Origin of the sequence: Anaerosporomusa subterranea, assembly GCF_001611555.1 — a bacterium.
Lineage (GTDB): Bacteria > Bacillota > Negativicutes > Sporomusales > Acetonemataceae > Anaerosporomusa > Anaerosporomusa subterranea.
The window spans coordinates 887,483-909,198 of the sequence record NZ_LSGP01000017.1 but is presented as its reverse complement, the minus strand read 5'-3'; the positions used below and the strand labels follow the sequence as shown (position 1 = coordinate 909,198).

25 protein-coding genes are annotated in these 21,716 nt (G+C 47.6%); 4 read left to right on the top strand and 21 right to left on the bottom strand.

The window, feature by feature from the left end:
- Window positions 1-216: 216 nt before the first annotated feature.
- The 11 genes from AXX12_RS11670 to cpaB form a co-directional block, all read right to left on the bottom strand.
- Window positions 217-1,143, bottom strand: a complete 927-nt coding sequence (locus AXX12_RS11670; RefSeq protein WP_066242581.1) for a type II secretion system F family protein — start codon at window positions 1,141-1,143, stop codon at window positions 217-219.
- Window positions 1,144-1,163: 20 nt separating this feature from the next.
- Window positions 1,164-2,534 carry a CpaF family protein gene (locus AXX12_RS11665; RefSeq protein ID WP_066242579.1) on the bottom strand — a complete coding sequence of 457 codons (1,371 nt, stop codon included), beginning with the start codon at window positions 2,532-2,534 and terminating at the stop codon, window positions 1,164-1,166.
- A gap of 11 nt (window positions 2,535-2,545) precedes the next feature.
- Window positions 2,546-3,454 carry a TadE/TadG family type IV pilus assembly protein gene (locus AXX12_RS11660; RefSeq protein ID WP_066242576.1) on the bottom strand — a complete coding sequence of 303 codons (909 nt, stop codon included), beginning with the start codon at window positions 3,452-3,454 and terminating at the stop codon, window positions 2,546-2,548.
- A 3-nt stretch (window positions 3,455-3,457) separates the two neighbouring features.
- Window positions 3,458-3,853: a TadE/TadG family type IV pilus assembly protein gene (locus AXX12_RS11655; protein WP_066242573.1), complete on the bottom strand. Its 396-nt coding sequence runs from the start codon at window positions 3,851-3,853 to the stop codon at window positions 3,458-3,460.
- A 179-nt stretch (window positions 3,854-4,032) separates the two neighbouring features.
- A complete protein-coding gene (locus tag AXX12_RS19345; protein ID WP_156478639.1) occupies window positions 4,033-4,206 on the bottom strand; it encodes a Flp family type IVb pilin in 174 nt (57 codons plus the stop codon).
- Between the two features lie 91 nt (window positions 4,207-4,297).
- The gene (locus AXX12_RS11650) at window positions 4,298-4,501 is read right to left on the bottom strand and encodes a Flp family type IVb pilin (RefSeq protein WP_066242569.1); all 204 of its coding nucleotides are present in this window, start codon (window positions 4,499-4,501) and stop codon (window positions 4,298-4,300) included.
- A 151-nt stretch (window positions 4,502-4,652) separates the two neighbouring features.
- Window positions 4,653-5,855 (bottom strand): sensor histidine kinase, encoded by a 1,203-nt coding sequence (locus tag AXX12_RS11645; protein WP_082816822.1) that lies wholly within the window; start codon window positions 5,853-5,855, stop codon window positions 4,653-4,655.
- A 261-nt stretch (window positions 5,856-6,116) separates the two neighbouring features.
- The gene (locus AXX12_RS11640) at window positions 6,117-7,088 is read right to left on the bottom strand and encodes a type II secretion system F family protein (protein ID WP_066242567.1); all 972 of its coding nucleotides are present in this window, start codon (window positions 7,086-7,088) and stop codon (window positions 6,117-6,119) included.
- A 10-nt stretch (window positions 7,089-7,098) separates the two neighbouring features.
- Window positions 7,099-8,310: a response regulator gene (locus AXX12_RS11635; protein ID WP_066242565.1), complete on the bottom strand. Its 1,212-nt coding sequence runs from the start codon at window positions 8,308-8,310 to the stop codon at window positions 7,099-7,101.
- On the bottom strand, window positions 8,294-9,544 hold the full coding sequence (locus AXX12_RS11630) for a type II and III secretion system protein family protein (RefSeq protein ID WP_066243104.1): 1,251 nt from the start codon (window positions 9,542-9,544) through the stop codon (window positions 8,294-8,296). Before AXX12_RS11630 ends, AXX12_RS11635 begins: the two co-directional genes overlap by 17 nt.
- 30 nt (window positions 9,545-9,574) lie before the next feature.
- Window positions 9,575-10,441, bottom strand: coding sequence for a Flp pilus assembly protein CpaB (cpaB, locus tag AXX12_RS11625; RefSeq protein ID WP_066242561.1), 867 nt, complete (start codon window positions 10,439-10,441; stop codon window positions 9,575-9,577).
- Window positions 10,442-10,974: 533 nt separating this feature from the next.
- Here cpaB and AXX12_RS19340 point away from each other — a divergent pair.
- Window positions 10,975-11,127, top strand: coding sequence for a hypothetical protein (locus AXX12_RS19340; protein WP_156478638.1), 153 nt, complete (start codon window positions 10,975-10,977; stop codon window positions 11,125-11,127).
- A gap of 22 nt (window positions 11,128-11,149) precedes the next feature.
- Entirely contained in the window at window positions 11,150-11,323 is a 174-nt protein-coding gene (locus tag AXX12_RS19335; RefSeq protein WP_156478637.1) for a hypothetical protein, read from the top strand.
- Between the two features lie 218 nt (window positions 11,324-11,541).
- Here AXX12_RS19335 and AXX12_RS19330 read toward each other — a convergent pair whose 3' ends face one another.
- Window positions 11,542-11,703 (bottom strand): hypothetical protein, encoded by a 162-nt coding sequence (locus tag AXX12_RS19330; RefSeq protein ID WP_156478636.1) that lies wholly within the window; start codon window positions 11,701-11,703, stop codon window positions 11,542-11,544.
- Window positions 11,704-12,167: 464 nt separating this feature from the next.
- Between AXX12_RS19330 and AXX12_RS11620 the strand changes: the two genes are divergently transcribed.
- Window positions 12,168-12,362 (top strand): hypothetical protein, encoded by a 195-nt coding sequence (locus tag AXX12_RS11620; RefSeq protein ID WP_066242559.1) that lies wholly within the window; start codon window positions 12,168-12,170, stop codon window positions 12,360-12,362.
- Between the two features lie 176 nt (window positions 12,363-12,538).
- Here AXX12_RS11620 and AXX12_RS11615 read toward each other — a convergent pair whose 3' ends face one another.
- The 4 genes from AXX12_RS11615 to AXX12_RS11600 all read right to left on the bottom strand — a co-directional run bounded on the left by AXX12_RS11615 (window position 12,539) and on the right by AXX12_RS11600 (window position 16,323).
- The gene (locus tag AXX12_RS11615; protein WP_066242557.1) at window positions 12,539-14,023 is read right to left on the bottom strand and encodes an AAA family ATPase; all 1,485 of its coding nucleotides are present in this window, start codon (window positions 14,021-14,023) and stop codon (window positions 12,539-12,541) included.
- Complete coding sequence (locus AXX12_RS11610; protein WP_066242554.1) at window positions 14,023-14,559, bottom strand: hypothetical protein; 537 nt, start codon at window positions 14,557-14,559, stop codon at window positions 14,023-14,025. Before AXX12_RS11610 ends, AXX12_RS11615 begins: the two co-directional genes overlap by 1 nt.
- A 616-nt stretch (window positions 14,560-15,175) precedes the next feature.
- Window positions 15,176-15,508, bottom strand: a complete 333-nt coding sequence (locus AXX12_RS11605) for a hypothetical protein (protein WP_066242552.1) — start codon at window positions 15,506-15,508, stop codon at window positions 15,176-15,178.
- A 227-nt stretch (window positions 15,509-15,735) separates the two neighbouring features.
- Complete coding sequence (locus AXX12_RS11600; RefSeq protein WP_066242549.1) at window positions 15,736-16,323, bottom strand: hypothetical protein; 588 nt, start codon at window positions 16,321-16,323, stop codon at window positions 15,736-15,738.
- Between the two features lie 163 nt (window positions 16,324-16,486).
- On the opposite strand from AXX12_RS11600, the gene AXX12_RS11595 reads away from it, so the two are divergent.
- Window positions 16,487-17,647 (top strand): metallophosphoesterase, encoded by a 1,161-nt coding sequence (locus tag AXX12_RS11595; RefSeq protein WP_066242548.1) that lies wholly within the window; start codon window positions 16,487-16,489, stop codon window positions 17,645-17,647.
- Between the two features lie 191 nt (window positions 17,648-17,838).
- On the opposite strand, the gene AXX12_RS11590 is transcribed toward AXX12_RS11595, so the two are convergent.
- The 5 genes from AXX12_RS11590 to iolB form a co-directional block, all read right to left on the bottom strand.
- Window positions 17,839-18,372, bottom strand: a complete 534-nt coding sequence (locus AXX12_RS11590) for a deoxynucleotide monophosphate kinase family protein (RefSeq protein WP_066242547.1) — start codon at window positions 18,370-18,372, stop codon at window positions 17,839-17,841.
- A 376-nt stretch (window positions 18,373-18,748) separates the two neighbouring features.
- Window positions 18,749-18,838, bottom strand: coding sequence for an IS3 family transposase (locus tag AXX12_RS20170; protein WP_074431364.1), 90 nt, complete (start codon window positions 18,836-18,838; stop codon window positions 18,749-18,751).
- A 69-nt stretch (window positions 18,839-18,907) separates the two neighbouring features.
- Entirely contained in the window at window positions 18,908-19,996 is a 1,089-nt protein-coding gene (locus tag AXX12_RS11585; RefSeq protein WP_231881872.1) for a M24 family metallopeptidase, read from the bottom strand.
- Between the two features lie 45 nt (window positions 19,997-20,041).
- Window positions 20,042-20,863: a sugar phosphate isomerase/epimerase family protein gene (locus tag AXX12_RS11580; protein WP_066242545.1), complete on the bottom strand. Its 822-nt coding sequence runs from the start codon at window positions 20,861-20,863 to the stop codon at window positions 20,042-20,044.
- A 23-nt stretch (window positions 20,864-20,886) separates the two neighbouring features.
- The gene (iolB, locus tag AXX12_RS11575; protein ID WP_066242542.1) at window positions 20,887-21,711 is read right to left on the bottom strand and encodes a 5-deoxy-glucuronate isomerase; all 825 of its coding nucleotides are present in this window, start codon (window positions 21,709-21,711) and stop codon (window positions 20,887-20,889) included.
- Between the last annotated feature and the right edge of the window lie 5 nt (window positions 21,712-21,716).

Here is a 21,716-nt window from a genome sequence, read left to right as displayed (position 1 = left end):
GTCCATGTTCCCTTATCCATAGCTAATCACGTCGTGCAACTTTTCAAGTTGGAAAAGGTTACACGCAAAAGAGTATTTTATGCCAATTCTGCATAAAATCGTAAACTCCTTCTTTTTGCAGAAAACTTTTTAGGTAATTTTGCCGCCAATCAAGCAGAAGAGCCGTCCCCTTGCATCTGTGACGAGGGGACGGTTCTTCTGCTTGATTGCTATTTACTACTTACCGAATAATGAATCCATAATCTGGATCATCGCCGGGCCGAGCAAAATAACGAAGATAGTAGGAAAGATAAATAAGACGAGCGGCAGCATCATTTTAATAGGAGCTTTCATCGCTTTTTCTTGGGCCCGTTGGCGGCGTTTTTCCCGCATTGCGCCAGATTGGACACGCAGGACGTTGCCGATACTGACACCCAATTGGTCTGCCTGTACTAGAGACGTGGTAAAGAGTGAAAGATCTGGTACGTCGCATCTAGAACCCAACGCATGCAGCGCCTCGCGGCGGGTGACACCAACGCGGATTTCCTGCAAGACGCGAGTGAATTCCTCGACCAAAGCGCCTTTCATCTTTTCCGCCAGTTTAGCAAGCGCGCCATCAAACCCGAGTCCAGCCTCTACGCTGACAGTAAGAATATCAAGCACATCAGGCAAGTCCTTCTGGATGCTTTTCTTGCGCTCTTTGATGCGCTGGTTAAGCAGGATATATGGCAATGCAGCACCAAATGCAAATGCAAGCATGGTCAGACCGACGATGATATTGGGGGCTGCCTTGGCCAAGCTCAGTACAAAAATGGTGATTATCGAAAACCCGACAGCTAAGGTACCCCAAAACAGCAAGAAGCCATCTGTGTTCAGGCCACTAAAGCCTCCTCCCATAGCGAGTTTTTCTTCCACCATCCTGCGAATCGCTTTGGGAGTAACCCGCAGCAAAGTGGACGCCAAACTGCCTGACAAGGGCGACAAGACACGCTGTACAAACGGACGGGTTAATTCTTCGTCGATATCGCTTCGATCCTTGGCAATCCACTCAAGCGCCTTTAAACGCATGCGGATGCTAGCCGATCCTGGGCCATAGGTCAGGAGAATAAAATATAGTACAATAAACACAGAGATAAAGGTTAATAGGACAACGAGAAAGATCATCTGCTCTCACCTGCCGCAGTTTACTTTGGATAGAAGACTTCGTTCGGGACGGTTATGCCATTGGCGGCGACTTTTTCTAGAAACTTAGGACGAATGCCGGTCGGCTTGAAATGGCCGATAATTTTACCATTTTCATCTTTGCCTGTAGACTCAAAAACGAAGATGTCCTGCAAGGTCACAACTTCACCTTCCATGCCCTGCACTTCGGTAATATGCGTAATTTTGCGGCTGCCGTCACGCAAGCGGGACTGCTGAACTATCACATCAATGGCTGAAGCGATTTGTTCACGAATGGCTCGCACTGGCAAATCCATGCCCGCCATTAGCACCATCGTTTCAAGGCGGCTTAGCATGTCGCGGGGAGTATTAGCGTGGCCAGTGGTTAGTGAACCATCATGGCCTGTGTTCATGGCCTGCAGCATGTCAAGCGCCTCGCCACTCCTGACCTCACCGACAACGATCCGATCAGGCCGCATGCGCAAGCTGTTACGAACCAGGTCACGCATCGTGATCGCGCCCTTGCCTTCAATATTTGCCGGACGAGTCTCTAGTGTGACGACATGATCTTGACGCAGTTGTAGTTCGGCTGCATCTTCGACAGTTACAATCCGTTCATCAGATGGGATAAAGGAGGAGAGAATATTCAAAGTGGTGGTCTTGCCTGAACCGGTTCCACCGGATACGACAATATTGAGCTTGCCTTCGACACACGCTCTTAACAGTTCAGCCATTTCTTCGCTCAGTGTTCCGAATGCGAGTAGATTGTCAACTCGCAGCGGGTCTTTAGCAAACTTCCGAATGGTGATACATGGCCCTTTCAAAGCAAGCGGTGGAATAATCGCATTAACACGCGATCCATCCGGCAAGCGGGCGTCAACCATTGGTGAACTTTCATCAATTCGCCGTCCGATGGGTGCGACGATTTTTTCAATAACATGCATGACATGGGCGTCATCACGAAAACTGACATCGGTTAAAATCAGCTTCCCCTTGCGTTCTACATACACCTGATCGGGGCTGTTGACCATGACTTCAGAAACTGATTCATCCTTGAGCAGCGATTCGATCGGCCCATAGCCTAGCACCTCATCCACAACCTCGATAATGATGCGATTGCGATCATTACGGGGAATGGGAACTGGCTCTTCGTCCATTACTGTATTTGCCAGCCGAGCAACCACTTCCTCGAGCGCAGACCGGTCGGCATCTTTGGCAGTTAATACCTTGCTTTCCTCTGAGCCCATTTCATCAACGATGCGTTTGTGAATCTTGGCCTTAATGCCTTGATGCGGATCTGAACGCACCACAGTTTGCTTATGTTTTTCGCCAGCAGGCTTTTGTGTCTGCTGTTCAGTTTGCTTCTGAGCCTCTAAACGTTTTAACAGAGACATGCTATCACCTGCTATTTAATCAAAGTCACACCATAGAGACCATAATCGACACCGGGGTTCGATGTAATATCGCCTGACGCGACTAATTGCATGAATTTGCCGGATACGTAATTGTCTTTGCCTGAGCCGCCGGTTCCCTCCAGAAAGAAAGCCGCAAAGCCGACAATCTGCACATCACTGCGGCCTTCGACCATAAGGGAATCAAGTACTGGGATCATAACAATGCGCGGCGAGTCTTTAGTCACTGTCTCAAAGGTAGCTCCCGGGTCCTGATTAATCCGATAGCTGACCCCAGTATCGGTTGGTCCGCTCATGTTGCCGGGTTCGGTCGAAACCCACTGTCCAATATGCAGCTTGCCGTCATAGCCATATTTGATGTTGTAGCGATAGGTATTAGCGCCAGTACCACCCAAACCGAGTCCGCCGTAGTTGCCGCTATAGCCATCGCCAGCACCTTCTTTTAACGTGTAGAGATCGCCATATTTAAACTCCTGTCTCACTACGCCAAATGGTACAGCGCCGCCGACTGAGCTCATCGGGCGAATAGCCGCTGTTGCACTCGCACTGACGGTCTGCGAATAGCGATTAAAGATGCGGGCAAAGAATAGGCTCACATTGCGGCTGACAGAAACGGTAAGCTCTTTATTGTTTGCTAATGTCGTGGCCACGACATCGCCTTGCTTACCATTCTGCTGTGCATAGGCTTCCGCGCTGGCGCGCGCAGCTTCCTCACTTCCAGGAAGCTCTTGCACTCCGGCTAAAGCTGCGGCGTCAACAGTATTGATTAACTGCGAACGATGTAGATATAACACGCCGACGTCAACAACAAGAGCGGCCAAACCTAACAGGACAGTCATAGACAGGGCGGTCAGAACCGCAACACTTCCTTTTTGTTCGCGCAAGAATGACAGCATTTTCATCACCTACTCCATCCGCATGATAACCTGTCCCTGAACAGACGGTTTTTCCGGAAAAAACTTGCTGATTAGTGGCGTCATAATCTGAATTGGTTTTGTTACAGTCACAGTGACCGCTGAACCGCGTGGGCGATCCGCCGGTGTAACACTGACATCCATACCGCTTGTATCAATAGAGGCGGCAGCTTTTTTCGCTGTTTCACTAACTTCATAATCATTACCACCTACAACTGCCGCACGGGCACCTTCACGGGCAGCTGCAGTTACAACCAGATATTGATTTAGTACTCGGCCGAACTCGATGGTACCAGCCAAAATCAACAGCAGCACCGGCAAAACTAGCGCCATTTCGACTAGTGCCTGTCCTCTATTATTCTGCAAATATTTGCGGATTGTTGCCATCAATGCATATCACCCCGTTGCGAACAGATTACTCTGACTAAATTGTAGCACCAACTACGGTTTTGCCATATCGAGCCTAAGTCTTAATTTGTTCTTTACAGAGTCCCACCACTAGGCGGATTGGCCTAGTAAAAAAGCCCCCAAGCCAAAAGACCGGGGAGCAACTAATGAGTCATATTTCATTGGAGCGCTCCTGCTAATGCCCCAGGAAGGACGTTCGGCAGGAAATTCCCAATTATTGTTAATGCAGCAATTGCAATCAATGAAATGATAATTAGTACCAGATTATACTCAACAAGTCCCTGTCCACACTGGTCTCGGAACACGGCTTCCAGCTTGTTGAACCATCTCATTGCCAGATTCCTCACTTTACAGTTACCAAGGACACTGTTAGAAAACGCCAGACTCCCCACTGTTTTAGGTAGCCTGGCGTTTTTAGTTTTATTATGGAGCAGCGGTTTTGAGCTTTTCGCCAGCTGTGGTGAACATCGCTTTTAGATCTGTACCCAACGTAGTAAGAGTCGCGACAGCGACCACTGCGACCAGTGCGAGGATAAGACCATACTCGACCATGCCTTGGCCTTTTTGATTGCGGAGAACCTGTTTTGCATCATCCCACATGAGCATTGCGCGAACCAGTTTTTCCATTATGTTGCCTCCTCTTATTTCTTGTATCTAAATAGGTAGTTGCTAGGTTGTCTTACTGACTTTATTCTACCAAGTTCTAAATGATTACGCATCGTCCACCAGTCTCATCCGTATAGGTGAACAGTCTTATTTACTGTCCATACCTCAAGTCCTATCGGTCGGGACGAATCGGGACTTTGATAAACACTTTGGTCCCATGACCGAGCTGAGAATTGACTAGTGCTTCTCCACCTAACAGCTCCGCCCGCTCGCGCATACCAACCAGACCGAAACTATTACTAGCGCGATTCGCTTGAATATCAAAACCGATGCCGTCATCCTCAACCACTGCAGACACAAAATCGCTGCGAAACTCAAGTTTTACAACAATCTTTCCCGCCTTGGCATGCTTTTCTGCATTAGTGAGAGCCTCTTGAATCAAACGGAACGCGCCAACTTCCTGAACAGAAGGAAAGCGCTTTTCTTCACCAATAATGCGCAGCTCGGTCACAATGTCATAACGTTCTTTCAAAGTATCAAGCATGCGCCTCAATGTCGGTGCCAGTCCTAAATCATCAATCGTCATGGGGCGCAAATCAAAGATAATCTTCCGTGTTTCCTGCAAGCATAGTCGGACTTGACTTCGCAGTTCTTGTAATTCTTCACGAACCCGCTCCAAATCTTGATCTAGCAACCGCTCGCAAACCTCCGCTCGAAAAACAACATTGGCCATATACTGAGCTGGCCCGTCATGAATATCGCGGGCAACCCGCCTGCGTTCCTCTTCTTGCGCCTTGATGATTTTAGCACCGAATAGCTGGCGTTCTTCCAGTGACTCCATGCGGCAAATGACGTTGTTCATTTGATTACCGAGATATCCCATAACAGCGCCCACTTGAGCCACCAGGTTTTCCGCCTTTTCTACCGTCTCACTCAAGCTGCGTAGGCGGACCTCAAGTTGGTCGCGTTGCTGTCTAAAATTGAGTTCTTTTTCCCGCGCTACAGCCAACTCAACCTGTAGACGACTAGCTTCAGTATAAGCGGCATGCATAGCCGTTTCGCCACCGTACCGCTGCGGATCACGACTAACTTCCATTAAATGAATTCGACTCCGTCGTTCCAGTCGCTCCAGTTCATCCACCGTGTTAATAATGGCGGCTGACGCCAGCTTGACTCGTTCGAGGTCTTTGCGGACATTATCAAGTTCCCGTCTGGAGGCTTCATAGATCTCATAAATCTGAGAGCGGCTTTTATCCACCGCTGCGACAGTGTGTCGTACAATCTTATCTAGTATTTTGCTGTCAATATTAGTGACTTTACCGCCAAGAGGCTGGTATCCACTACTACTGCGTTCTGTCTCAGTCTTTATTGCCATCAGGGACACCTGCCTTCTACTCGATGGGGCGGTTAAAACGTTCGCTGTTCGAGTGCGTAATTGTACAATGAACACAAGCGGCCCTAGCGATACACTAGGGCACAAAACGATTTGTCCATGTGTGTCGCTAGTGTTCACCGCGTGTCCTTCGCGCAGGCGCGTAGCGCCTTTCGCGTTTTCGCGGTCAATTTACAACTATTCGCTTTGTGGGCTTGGCGCTAACGTACTCCTAATGGTTGATTTAATCGGAATTAGCGAGCCTCACACCTCGATATTAACTATCTTGCGAATCACAAAGATGCCAAAAATTTGGCTGACGACAGCGCCGCCCACCATGAACAGGCCAATATCGGTAGTGAACAACACACGGACATATTCTGGATTAATTACTTGGATCACTAGCCCCAGCCCAATTGGCAAAACACCGACAACCATCCCTGAAATACGCCCTTGTGCAGTCAGAGTTCTAATCTCTCCTTTGATTTTCTGGCGTTCACGAATCGTACCCGCAATATTGTCGAGAATTTCGGCTAAATTGCCACCGATCTGACGTTGAATCATCACAGCGGTAAGAACTAGATCCAGATCATCACTATTAATCCGTTTTGCTAAGTTATTCAGCGCTTCTTCAGTAGTAACGCCTAAGTTCATCTCCCGCAAGGTACGGGCAAACTCGACCGAGATGGGCGGCAGCATCTCGCTTGCTACCATCTGAATTGCTTGCATAAAACTGTATCCGGTGCGTAATGAATTAGCAATTAAAACCAAGCAGTCGCCCAGTTGATTGTTGAATGCCTTAACTCTTCGCCCGATAATGGCCCGTAAGACAATCAGAGGTACGGCAAATCCCACAGCGAATCCCAGTATGGCGACGATTACCTTGCCGATCAGCAACAAACAAAGAGTTCCCGCGAAGAACCCACTACCCAGGCAGATGACTAAAAACTCAGACCCTTTTAGTGGCAGACCTGCCTGGATAAGTTTATGCTCGATAAGTCGTGACCATTGTTTCGATTCAAAATGGCGACCTAAATGCCTAATCAAGGAACGCCAAGCAGCGCGCGACGTACCTGACGTTGGTGAATTGCTGTCATAAACGGCTTCCTCACTCTGCGCCGCTACCAGGTCGAGTCGTTGGCTAATTTCCTGTCTGGGTTTGTTCAGGTGCTGATACAGCAGCATGCAAGCTGCGAATACGCTGCAAAAGACTAGCCCAACAATTAAAGCCAGCATCGTATCCCTCCTAACCGAACAAGCTCTTGATCTTGGTTACAACACTCTTCGGCTTTTCTTCTTCCTTCCATTCACCGCAAGAAACCATTCGTGCCAGTTTATATACGCTTTGGGCTACGTTAGTATCTGGATTGCTAATGACAAACGGTACGCCCCGATTGACCGAACTGACAACAGTTTTTCCATCACTGGGCACAGTTGCGCTGAACCCCCGACGCAATGTCTCTTCCACTTCGCGGATATCCATGCCGCCTTCTGAGTCAGCCCGGTTAAGAACCAGCTTGACCTTACCCTCCGTATAGTTGAGTGACTCCATGATCTCAAGACATAATTTTACGTTTTTCACCGTAGGCAAGTCCATGGCACTAATAATCAGTACCTCATCAGCTGCATCAAGAGCGGCCAGCATCGCGTCATTAAATGACGGGGCGGTATCCACAACCACATATTGGAACATCGAGCGTAACGTCTTTAATATCGCAGTAAGGTGCACACCGGATATTGTTTCCGCTTGTTCTGGGCGCAGCGGCGCTGGCAGAACTTTAACACTATCGCTGAACGGGCAAAGATACCCTTTTAGCAGTTTCTCGTCTAAATGATCGATATCCTGCACTAAATCGGCAATCGTAGCCTGGGGCAGCACGTTCAAAAATAGCGCTACGTCACCAAATTGCAAATCAGCGTCAACCACGCACACATTGCCATCAGTCTTAGCAGCCAGTGCAACTGCAAGATTTGTCGCGATCGTCGTTTTGCCAATACCGCCTTTGGTGCTAAACACTGTGATAACCTTGCCTTGCTTGGAATTTATACTTTCCGGCTTCATAAATACAACCCTGCGACGCAGCTCGCTCTCATGCACCTGTTTGATTGCCTGTAGCAGTTCATCGCTGGAGAATGGCTTAGTCAGATAGTTTTTAGCCCCTGCCACCATTGCCTTGCGTAGGTATTCCTGCTCATTCTGAACACTCATCATGATGATGCTGGCTGACGGCACTTCGGCGGAAAGTATCTGCGTTGCTGTAATGCCATCCATTCCGGGCATGTTGATATCCATAAGAATAATATCAGGCAAAAGCTTCTTTGCTAAGGCAATCACCTGTTCAGCGTTTTCCGCCTCGCCAATGACAGTCATTTCATCGTGAAATGCGATGAGTTTACCAACACTAGCCCGGGTTGCCGCTATATCGTCTGCCAGCAGGACTCTAATCTTTTCCTGCATTATCGCTCCCTCCCCATGGATTTTCCTGGCTGAACTCCTTCATATCCGGCTTTAACTCCGGTTGATATGACGCAGGATCGACAACAGTAGGCGTGATGAGAATGAGGAGTTCGGTTTCATTGCGATTGAATGAGGTGCTTTTGAACAATGCGCCTAAAATCGGCAGGTCGGCTAGCATCGGAACTTTATACACATCCCGAGTAGTTTCTGAGCTGATCAGGCCGCCAATGGCCATCGTCTGGCCAGACGCCAGAGCAATAGCGGTTTCTGCCTTGCGCACTTTAATCGGCGGAATAGACATTCCAAGGCCGAGTTGTATTTTATGCGATGAATTCCAGTCCAGCGAACTGACTTCCGCTTTGATCTTGCTATGAATCAGATTAGCGCTTGACAGTTCGGGGCCAATCTCCAACTTGATGCCGTATTCCTTAAATGAAATACCAACGGTGCCGTCTTGCATACTGATTGGAATTGGCATCTCTCCGCCAACCATGATGTTGGCTTTATCACCGCTTAAGGTGATCATATTGGGACGGGACAAAATACGGGCTGATCCGTTTTTTATCAGGGCCGACAATTGAGCGTTGAGATCGGCAGTTTGGCCAAAGTTTCCCAACGACCAGCCGAGACCAGTCTGATGGCTCTGGCCTGCGGCAAAAGTACCGGGTGTGAACATATCGACCCCATTCCCCCATTTTATCCCCAGATCTTTCGCCTTCTGCCGGTCGATTTCGATAACTTGGGCCTCGATTTTAATCTGTACCGGCTTCATCAGCGCGAGTAGGTTAATCACTTTGTCACCATAGATTGATGCCAGCTTTTCAGCCCGTTCTTTCTGCGGCTGAGTATCAACACTGCCTTCTAAGATAATGGTACGGCCGAGCTTTGATACTCTCAAGTTTGGATAGCCGATTGCCGCTTCGATGGACCGGGCCAAAGGAATATCATCAACTGCAACTTCGACAAGATAGCTTTGCCGGCCGGAGTAGGACCAAACATGCAGTGAAGTAACTCCTGCGCTTTTGCCAATAATCAGTGCTTCATAACCTGAGACAATAATGACATCTGCGATTTCTGGGTTTGCGACCGCTACCCGCTCCACGCCGGGCAGAGTGACGACCTGAGATTGATTGACAGCAACAGTTAAGGTCTCAGCCATCCAGGCGGATGGCATAAACATACAGAAGAAAAATATCAGTAACGCCGCGGCGGTGAATACGCGTTTATTGGTCATCTTCTTACCTTCTTTCGCATCAACTAGCAATTATAGTGCGACTGTCTCCACTTTTGCACCGCGAATCACTTGAATGCCTCTGCCATCCTGTCGCGGTTGCTGAACTGGCTTTTGCGGTACTTCCTGACGTTCATTCGCCGGCGGCGCAGATTTCACTGCAGGCTGCGGTGGCTTGCCCATAAGTTCACGCACCGTTACCGGTGATGTCAAGGTGAACCCCGCCTCTCCTATGAACGGTCGGAGAGCTAAACGAAGCTTGCCCCGGTCGTCAGCAACTGCCACATGGTGGACTAAGGGAGCATCAATAGCCAGCGTTACTGTGGAAGTTTTGATCGGTTCCTTTTTGTCTTTCGCATTCGGATCGTTAGCAGTCGCCTCCAGGTCACGGTTGACAGCCAGCACCGGGACATTTTGCAGCAATATGTCACCGATAAAATCGCCTGCGGTTCCCGGATCGAAGGTAGCCATCACATCAACATGATCGCCAGGCTTAATCAGTCCGGCAACGCCGCTAACTTCACTAACTGCTACAGTTACAGCCCGCTTGCCAGGTGGTATAATACCTGGCAGTCCGGCTGCTTTTCCTTCAGCTAGCAGCCTGCGGCTTGTGATCTGTTCTCCAGCAATAATATGCTCGCGAGCCAATACTCCAATCACCTGCTTGCCATCGCGCACAGCTCCTGGCTGCATATACTCTGCCGGAACATTTTGTATCTGGATCATCTCGGCTGTCACCTTGGTTTTCGACGGAATATCCACTTTGGCGACAATGACTGAAACAGTTTCCTTAGTAGTTGGCTCACTAACACCCTGTAAATAGTTATACACCAGTCCAGACGTTGCCAGACTAAGGGCAAGCGCGATGCCCATCATTCCTTTAGCCGTAATTTTTGCCATGAATAATCCCTCCGCAAGACTGATACTTCAGTCCATACTATCCCGATTCTAGTAATTCTATTGTATCGCGGGGGAGAAATTTTCTCATCAGACCACTGCTTCATAAAGATGGTGCCACAAGTCCTATTTATTAAAGAAGACCTGCTTCAGGTGGAGTAGTTTCAACTCCATTTGAAGCTTAGTCGCCCTTGTGACTGAGGCTCGAAATCCTCGATTTCGCGAAGCCAAAGGCTCCTTTAGGGTTTCGAGCTACAGGCTGTTAATTCCCGACCTAAGAGGGCGGATTCTTACAGGCTGTGCGAAGGAGAAATTTTAAATTCTTCCTTCACTAACTTATTAGCTTGCGGACAAACTAATAGTACAGTATCAATTCTAAAATTGTAATAATCTGGCGAGGAGATTTTTTGAAAGGTAAGGCGGAGGAAAAGAGACATACCGAAAGTATGTCGATTGACCGACAACGCAGTCTTGAGAAAATATATCGTCAAAGTATATACGATTAGGGTTGATACTGTACTAAGGAGGTGATTCGCTTGGTTAAATACCGTGACAATCAATGTGTCAACTGCGCAGAGCAGAAATTCGTTAACGAAGCCTTCACCGCTGAAAGCAAAGAAGCCCTCGTGAAATCGAAGGAAGCCGCAAAATACGAACAAAAGCGGCGCGACAACCACACCAAACCTTAGCCAAAAATTGGAGGTGAAAAGCATGGATAAAAAATACGCTCACTGGAATGGAAAAAATCCTAATGGTCAGTCGCAAGTTGGTGATCCGGACTTGATCCAAGCCGGCCCGCGGAACACGAATACTGCCGCAAAGTATGACGTAAGTTCAGAGACAGTGGCAGCAGACGATTTGCAAAAACAGCCACAGAAGCAGTAGTCCCCCAAAAGAAGTAAGAGGCCGCACTGCAACCTCTTACTTCTTGCTCGTCGAGAAACTTCGTTCCCCAGACCGTTCAGAAATGTCCAGATGCTAGGCAGGCCAGCCGACCCAGCAGTGACGCGTACTAGAGGGTACGCTAGCAATGGGTTGGCGGGCCTAACAACGCAGATGGGCGTTTATCAACGGTCTGAAGTAAGAGGCCGCGCTGCGGCCTCTTACTTCTTGCTAATCTTACTATGGAACTCATGCAAAGCATCGTCTAACACCTGGCTGGCAACGACGATTTCTGTATCGGTTGTTGTCTTCTCAGTAACCATTTCGTTCAATAAGTCGCTCAATTCGTTCACCCGCTGTGAAACCAGCTTCAAGTCAGTCATGATATTCCTCCCATTGCTTCAAGATAGCTTCGTCTTCAACAGTTAGTCTATCCCGGACGGCAAAAAACAATCAGCCTCTTGATAAGAAAAACCACTGCGACGCGAGAGCGGTACGTAACCGCAGAGTACGCTAAGGATGCGCAGATGGTTGTGGAAAAAAACTACTTTTTTCAGTTTAAAAAATCGTCAAACTGGGCATAATGAGCAAAAAGCCACCAACCAAAGGAGGTGACAGAATGTCTTTTAAAGATCTCATGGCCAAAGAACGGTCTCTCAAAACGAAGCCCAGCAGTGAGAGCAGTAATCTTGAGGTAAAGTCCAGTTCAGCCTCAGCGTCCTCCTCATCCTGTGAATCTGATTCGAAAAAGAAATAACGCAAGGTGCCACATGAGTCACCGATAGGGCTCACTTTACATAAGATACAGTAAAGTGAGCCCTTTATTTTGACTTATGGAGGAAATAATATGGCCAGTTTTGAAAAAATGGCAAAATCACTCATGGAAGAAACGTCAAAGACTGCCACAACAGTAACTCAAATAGCACGAGATACAGCATTTTTGAAAACTGTTGTACAAAATCAGGAAATCATTATCGTTCAAAATAAAAAGATGATCGAGTTGTTGGACCGGTTGCAAACTGTATTGGCGGAAAAAGAGTAAAGAAGACCGCATTTCGCGGTCTTCTTCAGATCGAGGGCGTAATTGTACCACAAACACAAACGGCACTAGCGGATACACACTGGCAACCGCAAAATGGATGTCCTTAGTGGCGCTAATGTCGTCTCGTGGCGCTTGTGTTCCGTTCCCTTCCTGGCAAAGCCTAACCTCGTTTCTTCCTATGCAGCGTCAGCCAGCATCAGCTGACGGAATTCCTCACCACTAAGCGACTCAGCCTCGATCAGGTGTTCAATGATTCGAGCAAACGGCTGGCGGTTTTCCGCTAACAACGCTGCTGTGCGAATGCGGACATTTTCAATGATGCCGGTAATCGCATCATGCAGTTTTTGCTGTGGCAGATCGTCAGGCGAGACAACTCCTAGCTCGGACATGCCGGCAAAGACGATCTGTTTCGCCGTTTCGGCCGCTTGTTTGAAGTCGCCGCTGGCGCCAGTACTGCGGTTGCCAAATACAGATTCCTCAGCCAGTGCACCAGCCAGAGCCACGGCGATTTTCTGCTCCAGTCGATCAATCGTATACAGGTAGCAATCATCAGCCTCGGTCTGCCGCACATAGCCCAACGCATTATTTCGCGGCGTCACTGTGATCACGGCTACCGAGCCGGGGCGGGTCAACTCACCAATCAGTGCATGACCGGTTTCGTGCACGGCAACTCGATGGCGTTCCTCGGGAGTTGGCACCCGATCCAGCTTTTCGCCGAGGATTACCTTATCAACCGCGGAACGAAGATGATCCATACGAATCGCTTCGCTACCCTCACGCAGCGCCAAAATGGCTGCTTCATTCGCCAGACTCTCCAGATGTGCGCCTGAAAAGCCGAAGGTATCTTGAGCTATTTCGTCAAGCGAGACCTCAGCTGCCAGCGGTTTATTTTTGGTATGCAAGTCAAGAATGCTGCGCCGACCAATTTTATCAGGCAAATCGACCCTCACCTGTCGATCAAATCGGCCTGGCCGCAGGATAGCCGGATCCAAAATATCCACTCGGTTAGTCGCGCCGATCACCAAGCAACGAATGTCATCATCCACTGACACGCCATCCATCTGGACCAGGAGTTCGTTCAACGTTTGATCATATTCCATATTGCTGTTGCCCTGTCCGCGTTTGCCGCCCAACACTTCGATCTCGTCAATAAAGACGACAGCGCTGGCTTGCTTGTTCTGCCGAGCCAAATCACGGGCTTGCTTAAACATCTGGCGCACACGCTGAGCTCCCACGCCAACATACATTTCCACAAATTCCGAGCCGCTGGCTGCGACAAACGACGAATTCGTATACTGCGCCGCCGCCTTAGCCAGCAAGGTCTTACCTGTGCCGGGAGGACCGCTTAGCAGGATGCCTTTAATCGGGCGAATGCCTAGTTTCTGAATGCGCTGGACATCGATAATAAAGTCGAGTGACTCGCGAAGTTCCTGTTTAGCCACCTCTTGACCGCCAATATCATCAAAATTAATTAATTTTTGCTCGCTGCCCTTGTTGGCAACAACCGCAAATGACTTGCCGCCTGTTCGCAAATTGCCGCTAAACAGTACAAGCAGCATCAATCCCGCAAAAAACAGAACAGGAAGCACATTAACTCCCTGCCAAAACAAGAATAATACTAACCCGACACCAATGCCGACTGCAATTTCTATGTGTCGCATTATTTCACCCCCGTAAGGTTGTTAAGCCTAGGTATCACGCTATACAGGTCAGATTCTCCCTTGGTTAGTTGCAGATAGACATTTTGCGCATCAACATAGACCTGCGCGTCTACCCCTGCCGCTTTAGCCTTTTCTTTGATCCGGTCAGCCATATCGCCAAATCCTCCAGTTACAATCGCCTCTTGAATATGGAAGTGCAATTCATGATAAACTTGCTCCAATTCTGGGGTGCGGTTATCGTGAATAGCAATCTGAAAGGCCGACTTCCCTAGCACGCTCTTGGCCCGATCTTGGACAGTTGTATATGTCGTCTGCAAGTTAGTCGCATGAACTAGCGACACCTGAAGTGTAACTGGTTTATCATCCTTTGCTTTATCCCAGGCAACCGACTGAACGCCGTCAATGCCCTCAAATGCTTTATCCAGAGGTTTAGCGACAGCGAAGGTATGCCAGATCGTCTGACTGCCAAAGAGAATCAGTAGAGTCGCCGCCAGCGCAATTACGCCAGACAGCCATGCATTCTTTCCACGATTCATGGTATCCCCTCCTCGTCGTACTTGTTTACATAATATACTCATATTATATCATTCTATACGTATTTTGCAAGTCAAGGGGTATGAAACAGCGAGGAGGCGGTCTTCTGGAAGGCAGGAAGACAGGAACGCTAACCGCAGAGTGCGCAGAGTACGCCGAGGGCGCGCAGAGGGTTACCGTGTCCGTAGCGCGATGAACACGAGCGGCACTAATGATGCACTAGCGCCACAAATTGGATGCCTTAGGGGCGCACTAGTATCGTCTCGCACCACTAGTGTTCGGTTCCTTGGCCACATAGCTTTGGCACATCTCATAACTGTACACTTTCCAGACGCTATAAAAAAACCGCGCCTCATCATTCAGGCGCGGTCAGGTAGAACCATTATTCGATAACATAGTCGGGAGAAAACTCCTGATAATAGTACAGCCAGCTAAGCTCAGCAAATTCCATGTTTGTCAGCAGCGGCATATTATCACTCCTTTCACAAAAAATACAAAAAAACCACTACCTGTCATTGACAAATAGCGGCTTCATTGCCGAAGTCCTCTTCGATTGTTTTGAGTATAGCATGATTCTCGCGATATTGCCAGTTATTTTTTTCAGAAATTTTAAATAATTTAAAAATCATGTTCAGGAATACTCTCTAATTCCTCTCGCACAACGCCTGCGACGTGACTGGTCCCGGCCGCAATTCCCTTGGCATAGGCGTCAGTTTCGTCTTCCAGCCCAAAGGCTCCGTAAACGCTTGTTAAATCCTGAACAACGGTTTGCAGCTCGGCGCTAGTCCTGGCAGAGTCCAGCTTGTCAATGGCAGTGGATATTCCCTCGACAATGCCTGCATCAAATTGGCTGCCGCTGCGAAGTGATTCAAGGGCCCGCTCCGCCTCATGCTGTTCTAAACTCTCTACCAGATCATCTAGCGTTGTCTTATCTGTTCTGCGCTTATTCATAGCGTCCCTCCATTGTTGCCGTCTTATTGAGTACCGTTTCAACCCTAGCCTTATATAATTTGGCAGTATATTTTCCGCAATGCGGCGTTGTCGTCAATTGGCATACTGCCAGTATGCCTCATTCCTCCGCCTTGCCTTACAAAAATCTCCTCGCCAGCTTATTACAATTTTAGAGTTGACACGGTATTAGTATTGACAACTATCGAAGTTTGCTTGCAAAACAATCATTACCATTCCATAGCGCGCCAACGAAGACGATAATCTTGATTGCGTCCGTCTGTTCCAATATCCAGGCCGATGCGTCGATGATAAACGCCGATACCGGAGTAGCGACCGACAAAAATATCTAACCCGCCACTCTTGGTTCGATCGATGATCTGCGGTTTAACCGCTAGTTCAATGCCTATCTTACTATCTTGTTGCAGTGAAATTTTACCTCGGTCAAACTTCTGTATTTCTCCCGCCAACAAGGCAAACGAGTACGGCTGACCGTTGACCTTCACACTGACTGCGGGCTTTTCCACACGGACCTCAACGTCTGTTTTTTCTTTGCTTACCACCATTTTCGATTCTTCAGTAGTTGGATTTACTTGTTCTGCACTGATAATCGCTTTTGGCACATAGGCGATCTCTGTCTGACTGGTCTGCTTGATTGTCTCCTGCACGGCAGGAACTTCTCGTTCAATAATTCGTTCACTGAAATGATTCTGAACACGTACAGGGGCAAAGAGAACGACTCCCACGCCGCCGATGAAGCCGCCAAGAGCGAATACAAGTATATACCACTTGAATCGGTCTAATGTTTCAACACTCATGTTAACACCTTCTTACCAACAGTCCCATGATATACTGTGCAGCCGCAACAAGCGTAGCAAGCATAGATCATAACCGTAGCGGGCATAGTCATACTATGGTCTACTGTTCTACATTCCCAGCCTGGTCGAAATTCAAATCACCGGGATCGAGACGAGGAGCCGCATGAGTAAAAAACTAGTATTAATGATTTGCAGTACCTTGCTATTCTATATTTTGGTTCATTGGTATACTGGTTCACGACTTTGGCAGCTGCTAAGTCCATTGTCGGGGGGTATTGGACCCGTCGTGCGGGCAGTTTTCTATGCACTGGGTCTGGCTTATCCCCTTGGTCGGCTAGCCAATTTACGACTACCGGGAAGACTAGGTGATACTCTCATCATCATCGGATCATACTGGCTAGGCGCCTTATTCTATGCGTTGCTTTTGCTGTTGCTGTTTGACGGCATCTATATACTAGACCGTTATCTCAGTTTTTTACCAGAATGGATCAAATCTAACCAACCAAGCGCTGGCGTAATCGTTATTGCCGTAAGCCTAGCAACAGTTATTGTTGGTGTTCGCAACGCCCGCGACATAGTGGTCAGACAAATTACTCTCTCGGTGGCAAAGCCCTGCCCTATAAATCCACTGACCATTATTAGCGTCAGTGATATGCATCTTGGGCTACTAGTAGGAGTTGACCGCCTGCAGAAATTGATTACCCTAATTCAGCAGTATAACCCCGATCTTATCATGTTTCCAGGCGATATCATAGACGAGACAGCGGGAGTCTTTGCTGATGAGCGCATGGCAGACGAATTGCGTCGACTTTCGCCCCGCTTTGGCGTGTACAGCTGCTTGGGCAATCACGAGTATATTTGGGGAGGCACCGAGAAATCGATTTGTCAACTAACCCAGGCTGGTATTCGAATTCTCCGCGATGAATATGCCGTTATTAATGACAGTTTCATCGTAGTTGGTCGAGATGATCTTTCACGTCGCCATTATGCTAACCCCAGAAAAGAATTAGTCGAAATTCTGCAGGACGTAGACCGATCCTTGCCGCTGCTACTCCTTGACCATACTCCCGAAGACCTGATCGCAGGCCCTAAGTGCGGAGTCGATCTACAGCTCTTTGGCCATACCCATAGGGGGCAAATGTTCCCCTTCAACTATATCACCCGACAAGTCTTCGATATGGATTGGGGCTACAAGCAACAAGGTCAATGCCATACCCTGATTTCTTCCGGTTTTGGCACCTGGGGACCGCCGCTTCGCATTGGCAGCAAGGCAGAGGTACTTTATATTACGCTTAAATTTCTTCCCACGAATAAAGAGATATGAGGAACGTTAACCGCAGAGTACGCAGAGTTAGCAGAGGGAACCGCAGAGGTCTACGGTTTATTATACAAACCCAAAACCTCAGCGTACTCGATGCACCTCTGTGTACTCTGCGGTAAAACAATTCCTTTTGTAAAAAAATCCAGGGCACCGCGTAATTGCAGGTGTCCTGGATTTTTAATATTTTGGGAAGCCTAGTGGCTGCGAAGGATAATCATAGCAACCGTCTCGAGTACCTTTACACGATAATCCTCAAGCGTACCATCGTTGATAATCATATAATCAAAGACATATCCATCTAACGCTGTTTCACTGATATGATTCTGGTTTGCCGCGATGGCATGCCCTGGACGCTCAATCCGCACCGTAACCACTTTGATTGAGCCGTCAATAACTTCACAATTTTGGATACCTGCCAGCTCGTTAGGATAGCGGCAGTCGGTAAAGCAAACGATATCTGCGTCCCGGCTGTATGTCTTAAGAGTTTCAATGGTCTTGTCCACCCACAAATCAGCACGATATCTTCGCCCTATCTCGCCAAGATCCTGCAGCAAGCGCCGCCCTGCCACGTCTTTATGGCCATCCCAGCCCATTTCAAAGGCAATACGCTTTAGTGCATCAGCAAAAGCAATTCGCTTGATAACCCGTTTTGCATATCGTTGGGCTGTCATCTCAAAAAATGTATCCTTACCAGCCTCCGCTTTTCCGCTCAACAGTATGACGATCAAATGTGCCCCTCCCCCTAAAAATTGTTGCTTATGGTCTAATAATAGCATCATTTGGCTGATAGTCAAAGAAGAACCACCCCAGAAGGAGCGGTTCTTCTTGATTTATAAGCTGGTGCAATCGTTGTCGTTAAAGCAAAACAACAACAGTAGTATAATGATGATAATGATCCCTCTTCCACCACAGCCATTTCCGCCAAAGCAACCAAAGCCCATAAGTATTCCTCCTTAAAAATGAGATAAAGGGAGATCTAACCTAGATAGCTTATGGAAGACGATGGCCTTCTGTTACTATTTAAAATTTTAAAATGCCCTTGGTGTGAACTGAGTCCCGCCAAATAGACACGAATAAGAAGCCCTGTCGCAGGATTTCTTGAGATTACGCAAACTGGCGCCGCTTTTCAAGTGGCGTCAGTTTTGTTTTGAACTGAATACGCTCGTGATTGTAGAAGAAAATATAATTATCAATGAGTAAGCGCGCTTGCTAGATGGTCTTGGGTTTAGATCTACGGAGGCACTCTGTCTTCTGAAACATGCGTTATAGCACAAGGATGGATGGCCTGACAACCACTCCGCCGGGGTATTCCACTAACGTAGTAGGGAAACGACGGCACTTGCTGACAATAGTCGCCTGATTACCGCAGACTAAAATAGTGTCTTCTGATTTAACACCGGCAATTGTCGGATTCCAAGCGTAGGCTTGACCTGCGCGAACTTCTACTTTAGTTGTCTCTAACGCCCGAAATTCACGGGACATGTATCCGATCATACCGCCCTGATGGTGGCTTTTCCATTCTTCCGGGTATCCCCATTTTTGATAAGATTGAACTGCACTGGTAAAAATGCTAGAAACGCTGACTCCCGGTACTGTGGATCCGATGAAACCAGCATCAACTGCCATCACGGCCTGATGGCGCTTTGCCAAATCAGCAGGCAATTGTCCAAAGTGTACTAGACGAGTCGTTGAGACAAACAACCCGTATTTTTGCCCAGTTAAGCAAAGCATTGCATACCGTTTCAATTTATTCCCTGTCGGTACTGGATGCCGGTACTGGTACGCCCGTTCATCGACAGCGACAAGCGTAATCCAAGGATTTACACCGGCCACAATGGCTTGGTGCTTGATCATTTCGGCTATTGCCAATTCCGACATATCCGGTTCAATTGTAAAGGCAATTACCTCCAGTATATTGGCAACTGCCTCCCCTACTTGGCCGTAGCGAAATTTTTCTTCCTCGAGCAAATCCCAGCGGAGCCGAGAAAATCGGTTACCTAATTGTATATCAGTAAGTAATTTCTTACCGCCTACAATACCTGTGATTATTGCATCAAAGCCTTGCTCTTCCCACCAATCATAGCAGGCTACCTCAATACCAAGGCCAGCTAATTCTTCTGTAAGCAATCGATTCGACTCGATGTTGTTACTGACCAGATAAACTTTGTCTTGTCCAATCAACAGATCGGCGCAAGCTTTTTCTGAAGCCTGGTTGACATAGGGTCTTCCACCTGTCAGCCATAAAAAGTTGGTTTGACACGTCACCAACACATAGTCTATCTGTTCGCGTGCTATCAGTTGTCGTATACGAAGGAGCTTGACCAGATACTCGTTAACCGACCATGACATCATTCTTCACTTCCTTAGCGATTGAATATCAAATTACACCAGAGATTATTAGCTGCGATTCTGCAAAGCCCGAAGATAATCGGCGCTCTGCTTGACCGCGATGTCGGGATCTACAGTATATTGAAATCCAAGTTCAACCGCTAAATAGCCCTGATACTGACACTGTTTTAACTTCTGTAAAAAGATATCGTATGACATTTTCCCCTGTCCCGGTACCATATGATCATCAGTAATACCCATGTTGTCATCAATATGATAATGGGTTATATAGCCCTGCATCTTTTCCACCACATCAGATAACGATTCCTTATTGACAAACAGATGCCCTGTGTCAGGTAAAATGCCTATTCTGCTATCAAAAGCGTTAACAGCTTTGATCGCATCGTCTACAGTAACAACAAGGTCCGTTTCATAACGATTACCAGGTTCCAGAACCAGTTTTAGCGGCATCCCAGCTGAATGTTCCAACAGTGTCCCAAGACTATCCATCATCGCCATCCATGCATCATCTAAGCTCTGACCGTAGGTGCTGTACCCTGAGCAGAGGCTCACAAAAGGAGCGCCTAATTCGGCCGCTACATCAATACTCCGTTTGATGTAATCTATACTTTTTTGTCTAATCTCTGGATCTTGACTAGCTAAATTAGTTGGATACCGGAACTGAGCCGGGATAAAGCAGGATATACCAATACCTAGTTGGTTAATTACGCTTCGTACTTCTTGAATCTTCTTTGTGCTCATATCTTCAGCATAAGCGTGCGGGCGTCCGCCCCAGATTTCTACTGCATCATAACCATATAAGGCGGTACGTTTAATGGACTCAATCAAAGGATATCGAAAATAAACAAAAGTAGATAAACTTATTTTCATTATTTTCCTCCTCCATTAAGCAATTAGTCTTTGCCCAGCAACGGTTTTACATTGTTCAGCCATGCCAGTTTAGGATCATCAAAAGGCACTAAGATACGCCCATGAGGACCGGCCATTACCCACAGATAATAGAACTGAAATCCCGGTGCTACTGCAATTGGATGGTATCCATCCGGAATGAATACACTGTCCCCGTCTTTTAGAAAATAAGACTCCCGAACAGACAAATCATCATTATAGATGACCTGTACGCCAAATCCATCAGCAGGTCGAATCCTGAAGTGATAAATCTCTTCCATTTCGGTTTCATACGGCAAATTGAGTTTGTCATGTTTATGGGAAGGATACCCAGACCAGTGTCCGGGTTTTACAATTGTTTCCCCTACGACAATACGGTCAACCTGCCCTTCGAATTGCTCGATAACAACATTATGTACATCGCGCTGGAAATTCAAGAATCCCCGGTGTTCACTGACAACATCATGGGGGCCATAAGCAAAGGGAGCAAAGGCACGCTCTGCATAAGAAGCCAAGACAGCGATTTCTACCTTTTCTCCTTTAACTTCTGTGATGGTGAAACTGCTATTAATCGGCACATAGGCGCCGGAAGCCTTTCCAGAAAAGACATCTCTTCTCTCTCCTAAATTGGCGAAGACTTTGCCGTTTATTTCGATTGTGCATTTTCCGCTTAAAATGTTTAGAATATATTCAGCATTCTGGGTGGTACCTTGATATATCTGTTCTGCATCCAGGTTAATCAGACCAAACCCGGTATACTGGGTAGTAGTCCCTAGTTTAACAATCTCATTAAAGCCTTTCTCAGGCTTGGAAGGATAAAAAACTCCCATTTGTA

Bases quoted from the DNA above. Each gene is read 5' to 3' on its own strand.
- AXX12_RS19345 (WP_156478639.1), bottom strand. From the start codon at position 4,206: ATGAGATGGTTCAACAAGCTGGAAGCCGTGTTCCGAGACCAGTGTGGA.
- AXX12_RS11660 (WP_066242576.1), bottom strand. From the start codon at position 3,454: ATGAAAATGCTGTCATTCTTGCGCGAACAAAAAGGAAGTGTTGCGGTT.
- AXX12_RS11600 (WP_066242549.1), bottom strand. From the start codon at position 16,323: ATGAGTGTTGAAACATTAGACCGATTCAAGTGGTATATACTTGTATTC.
- AXX12_RS11605 (WP_066242552.1), bottom strand. From the start codon at position 15,508: ATGAATAAGCGCAGAACAGATAAGACAACGCTAGATGATCTGGTAGAG.
- AXX12_RS11610 (WP_066242554.1), bottom strand. From the start codon at position 14,559: ATGAATCGTGGAAAGAATGCATGGCTGTCTGGCGTAATTGCGCTGGCG.
- AXX12_RS11635 (WP_066242565.1), bottom strand. From the start codon at position 8,310: ATGCAGGAAAAGATTAGAGTCCTGCTGGCAGACGATATAGCGGCAACC.
- AXX12_RS11620 (WP_066242559.1), top strand. From the start codon at position 12,168: ATGGCCAGTTTTGAAAAAATGGCAAAATCACTCATGGAAGAAACGTCA.
- AXX12_RS11650 (WP_066242569.1), bottom strand. From the start codon at position 4,501: ATGGAAAAACTGGTTCGCGCAATGCTCATGTGGGATGATGCAAAACAG.
- AXX12_RS11580 (WP_066242545.1), bottom strand. From the start codon at position 20,863: ATGAAAATAAGTTTATCTACTTTTGTTTATTTTCGATATCCTTTGATT.
- AXX12_RS11595 (WP_066242548.1), top strand. From the start codon at position 16,487: ATGAGTAAAAAACTAGTATTAATGATTTGCAGTACCTTGCTATTCTAT.
- AXX12_RS19330 (WP_156478636.1), bottom strand. From the start codon at position 11,703: ATGACTGACTTGAAGCTGGTTTCACAGCGGGTGAACGAATTGAGCGAC.
- AXX12_RS11665 (WP_066242579.1), bottom strand. From the start codon at position 2,534: ATGTCTCTGTTAAAACGTTTAGAGGCTCAGAAGCAAACTGAACAGCAG.
- AXX12_RS11655 (WP_066242573.1), bottom strand. From the start codon at position 3,853: ATGGCAACAATCCGCAAATATTTGCAGAATAATAGAGGACAGGCACTA.
- AXX12_RS19335 (WP_156478637.1), top strand. From the start codon at position 11,150: ATGGATAAAAAATACGCTCACTGGAATGGAAAAAATCCTAATGGTCAG.
- AXX12_RS11645 (WP_082816822.1), bottom strand. From the start codon at position 5,855: ATGGCAATAAAGACTGAGACAGAACGCAGTAGTAGTGGATACCAGCCT.
- cpaB (WP_066242561.1), bottom strand. From the start codon at position 10,441: ATGGCAAAAATTACGGCTAAAGGAATGATGGGCATCGCGCTTGCCCTT.
- iolB (WP_066242542.1), bottom strand. From the start codon at position 21,711: ATGGGAGTTTTTTATCCTTCCAAGCCTGAGAAAGGCTTTAATGAGATT.
- AXX12_RS11615 (WP_066242557.1), bottom strand. From the start codon at position 14,023: ATGCGACACATAGAAATTGCAGTCGGCATTGGTGTCGGGTTAGTATTA.
- AXX12_RS11630 (WP_066243104.1), bottom strand. From the start codon at position 9,544: ATGACCAATAAACGCGTATTCACCGCCGCGGCGTTACTGATATTTTTC.
- AXX12_RS11585 (WP_231881872.1), bottom strand. From the start codon at position 19,996: ATGATGTCATGGTCGGTTAACGAGTATCTGGTCAAGCTCCTTCGTATA.
- AXX12_RS11670 (WP_066242581.1), bottom strand. From the start codon at position 1,143: ATGATCTTTCTCGTTGTCCTATTAACCTTTATCTCTGTGTTTATTGTA.
- AXX12_RS11640 (WP_066242567.1), bottom strand. From the start codon at position 7,088: ATGCTGGCTTTAATTGTTGGGCTAGTCTTTTGCAGCGTATTCGCAGCT.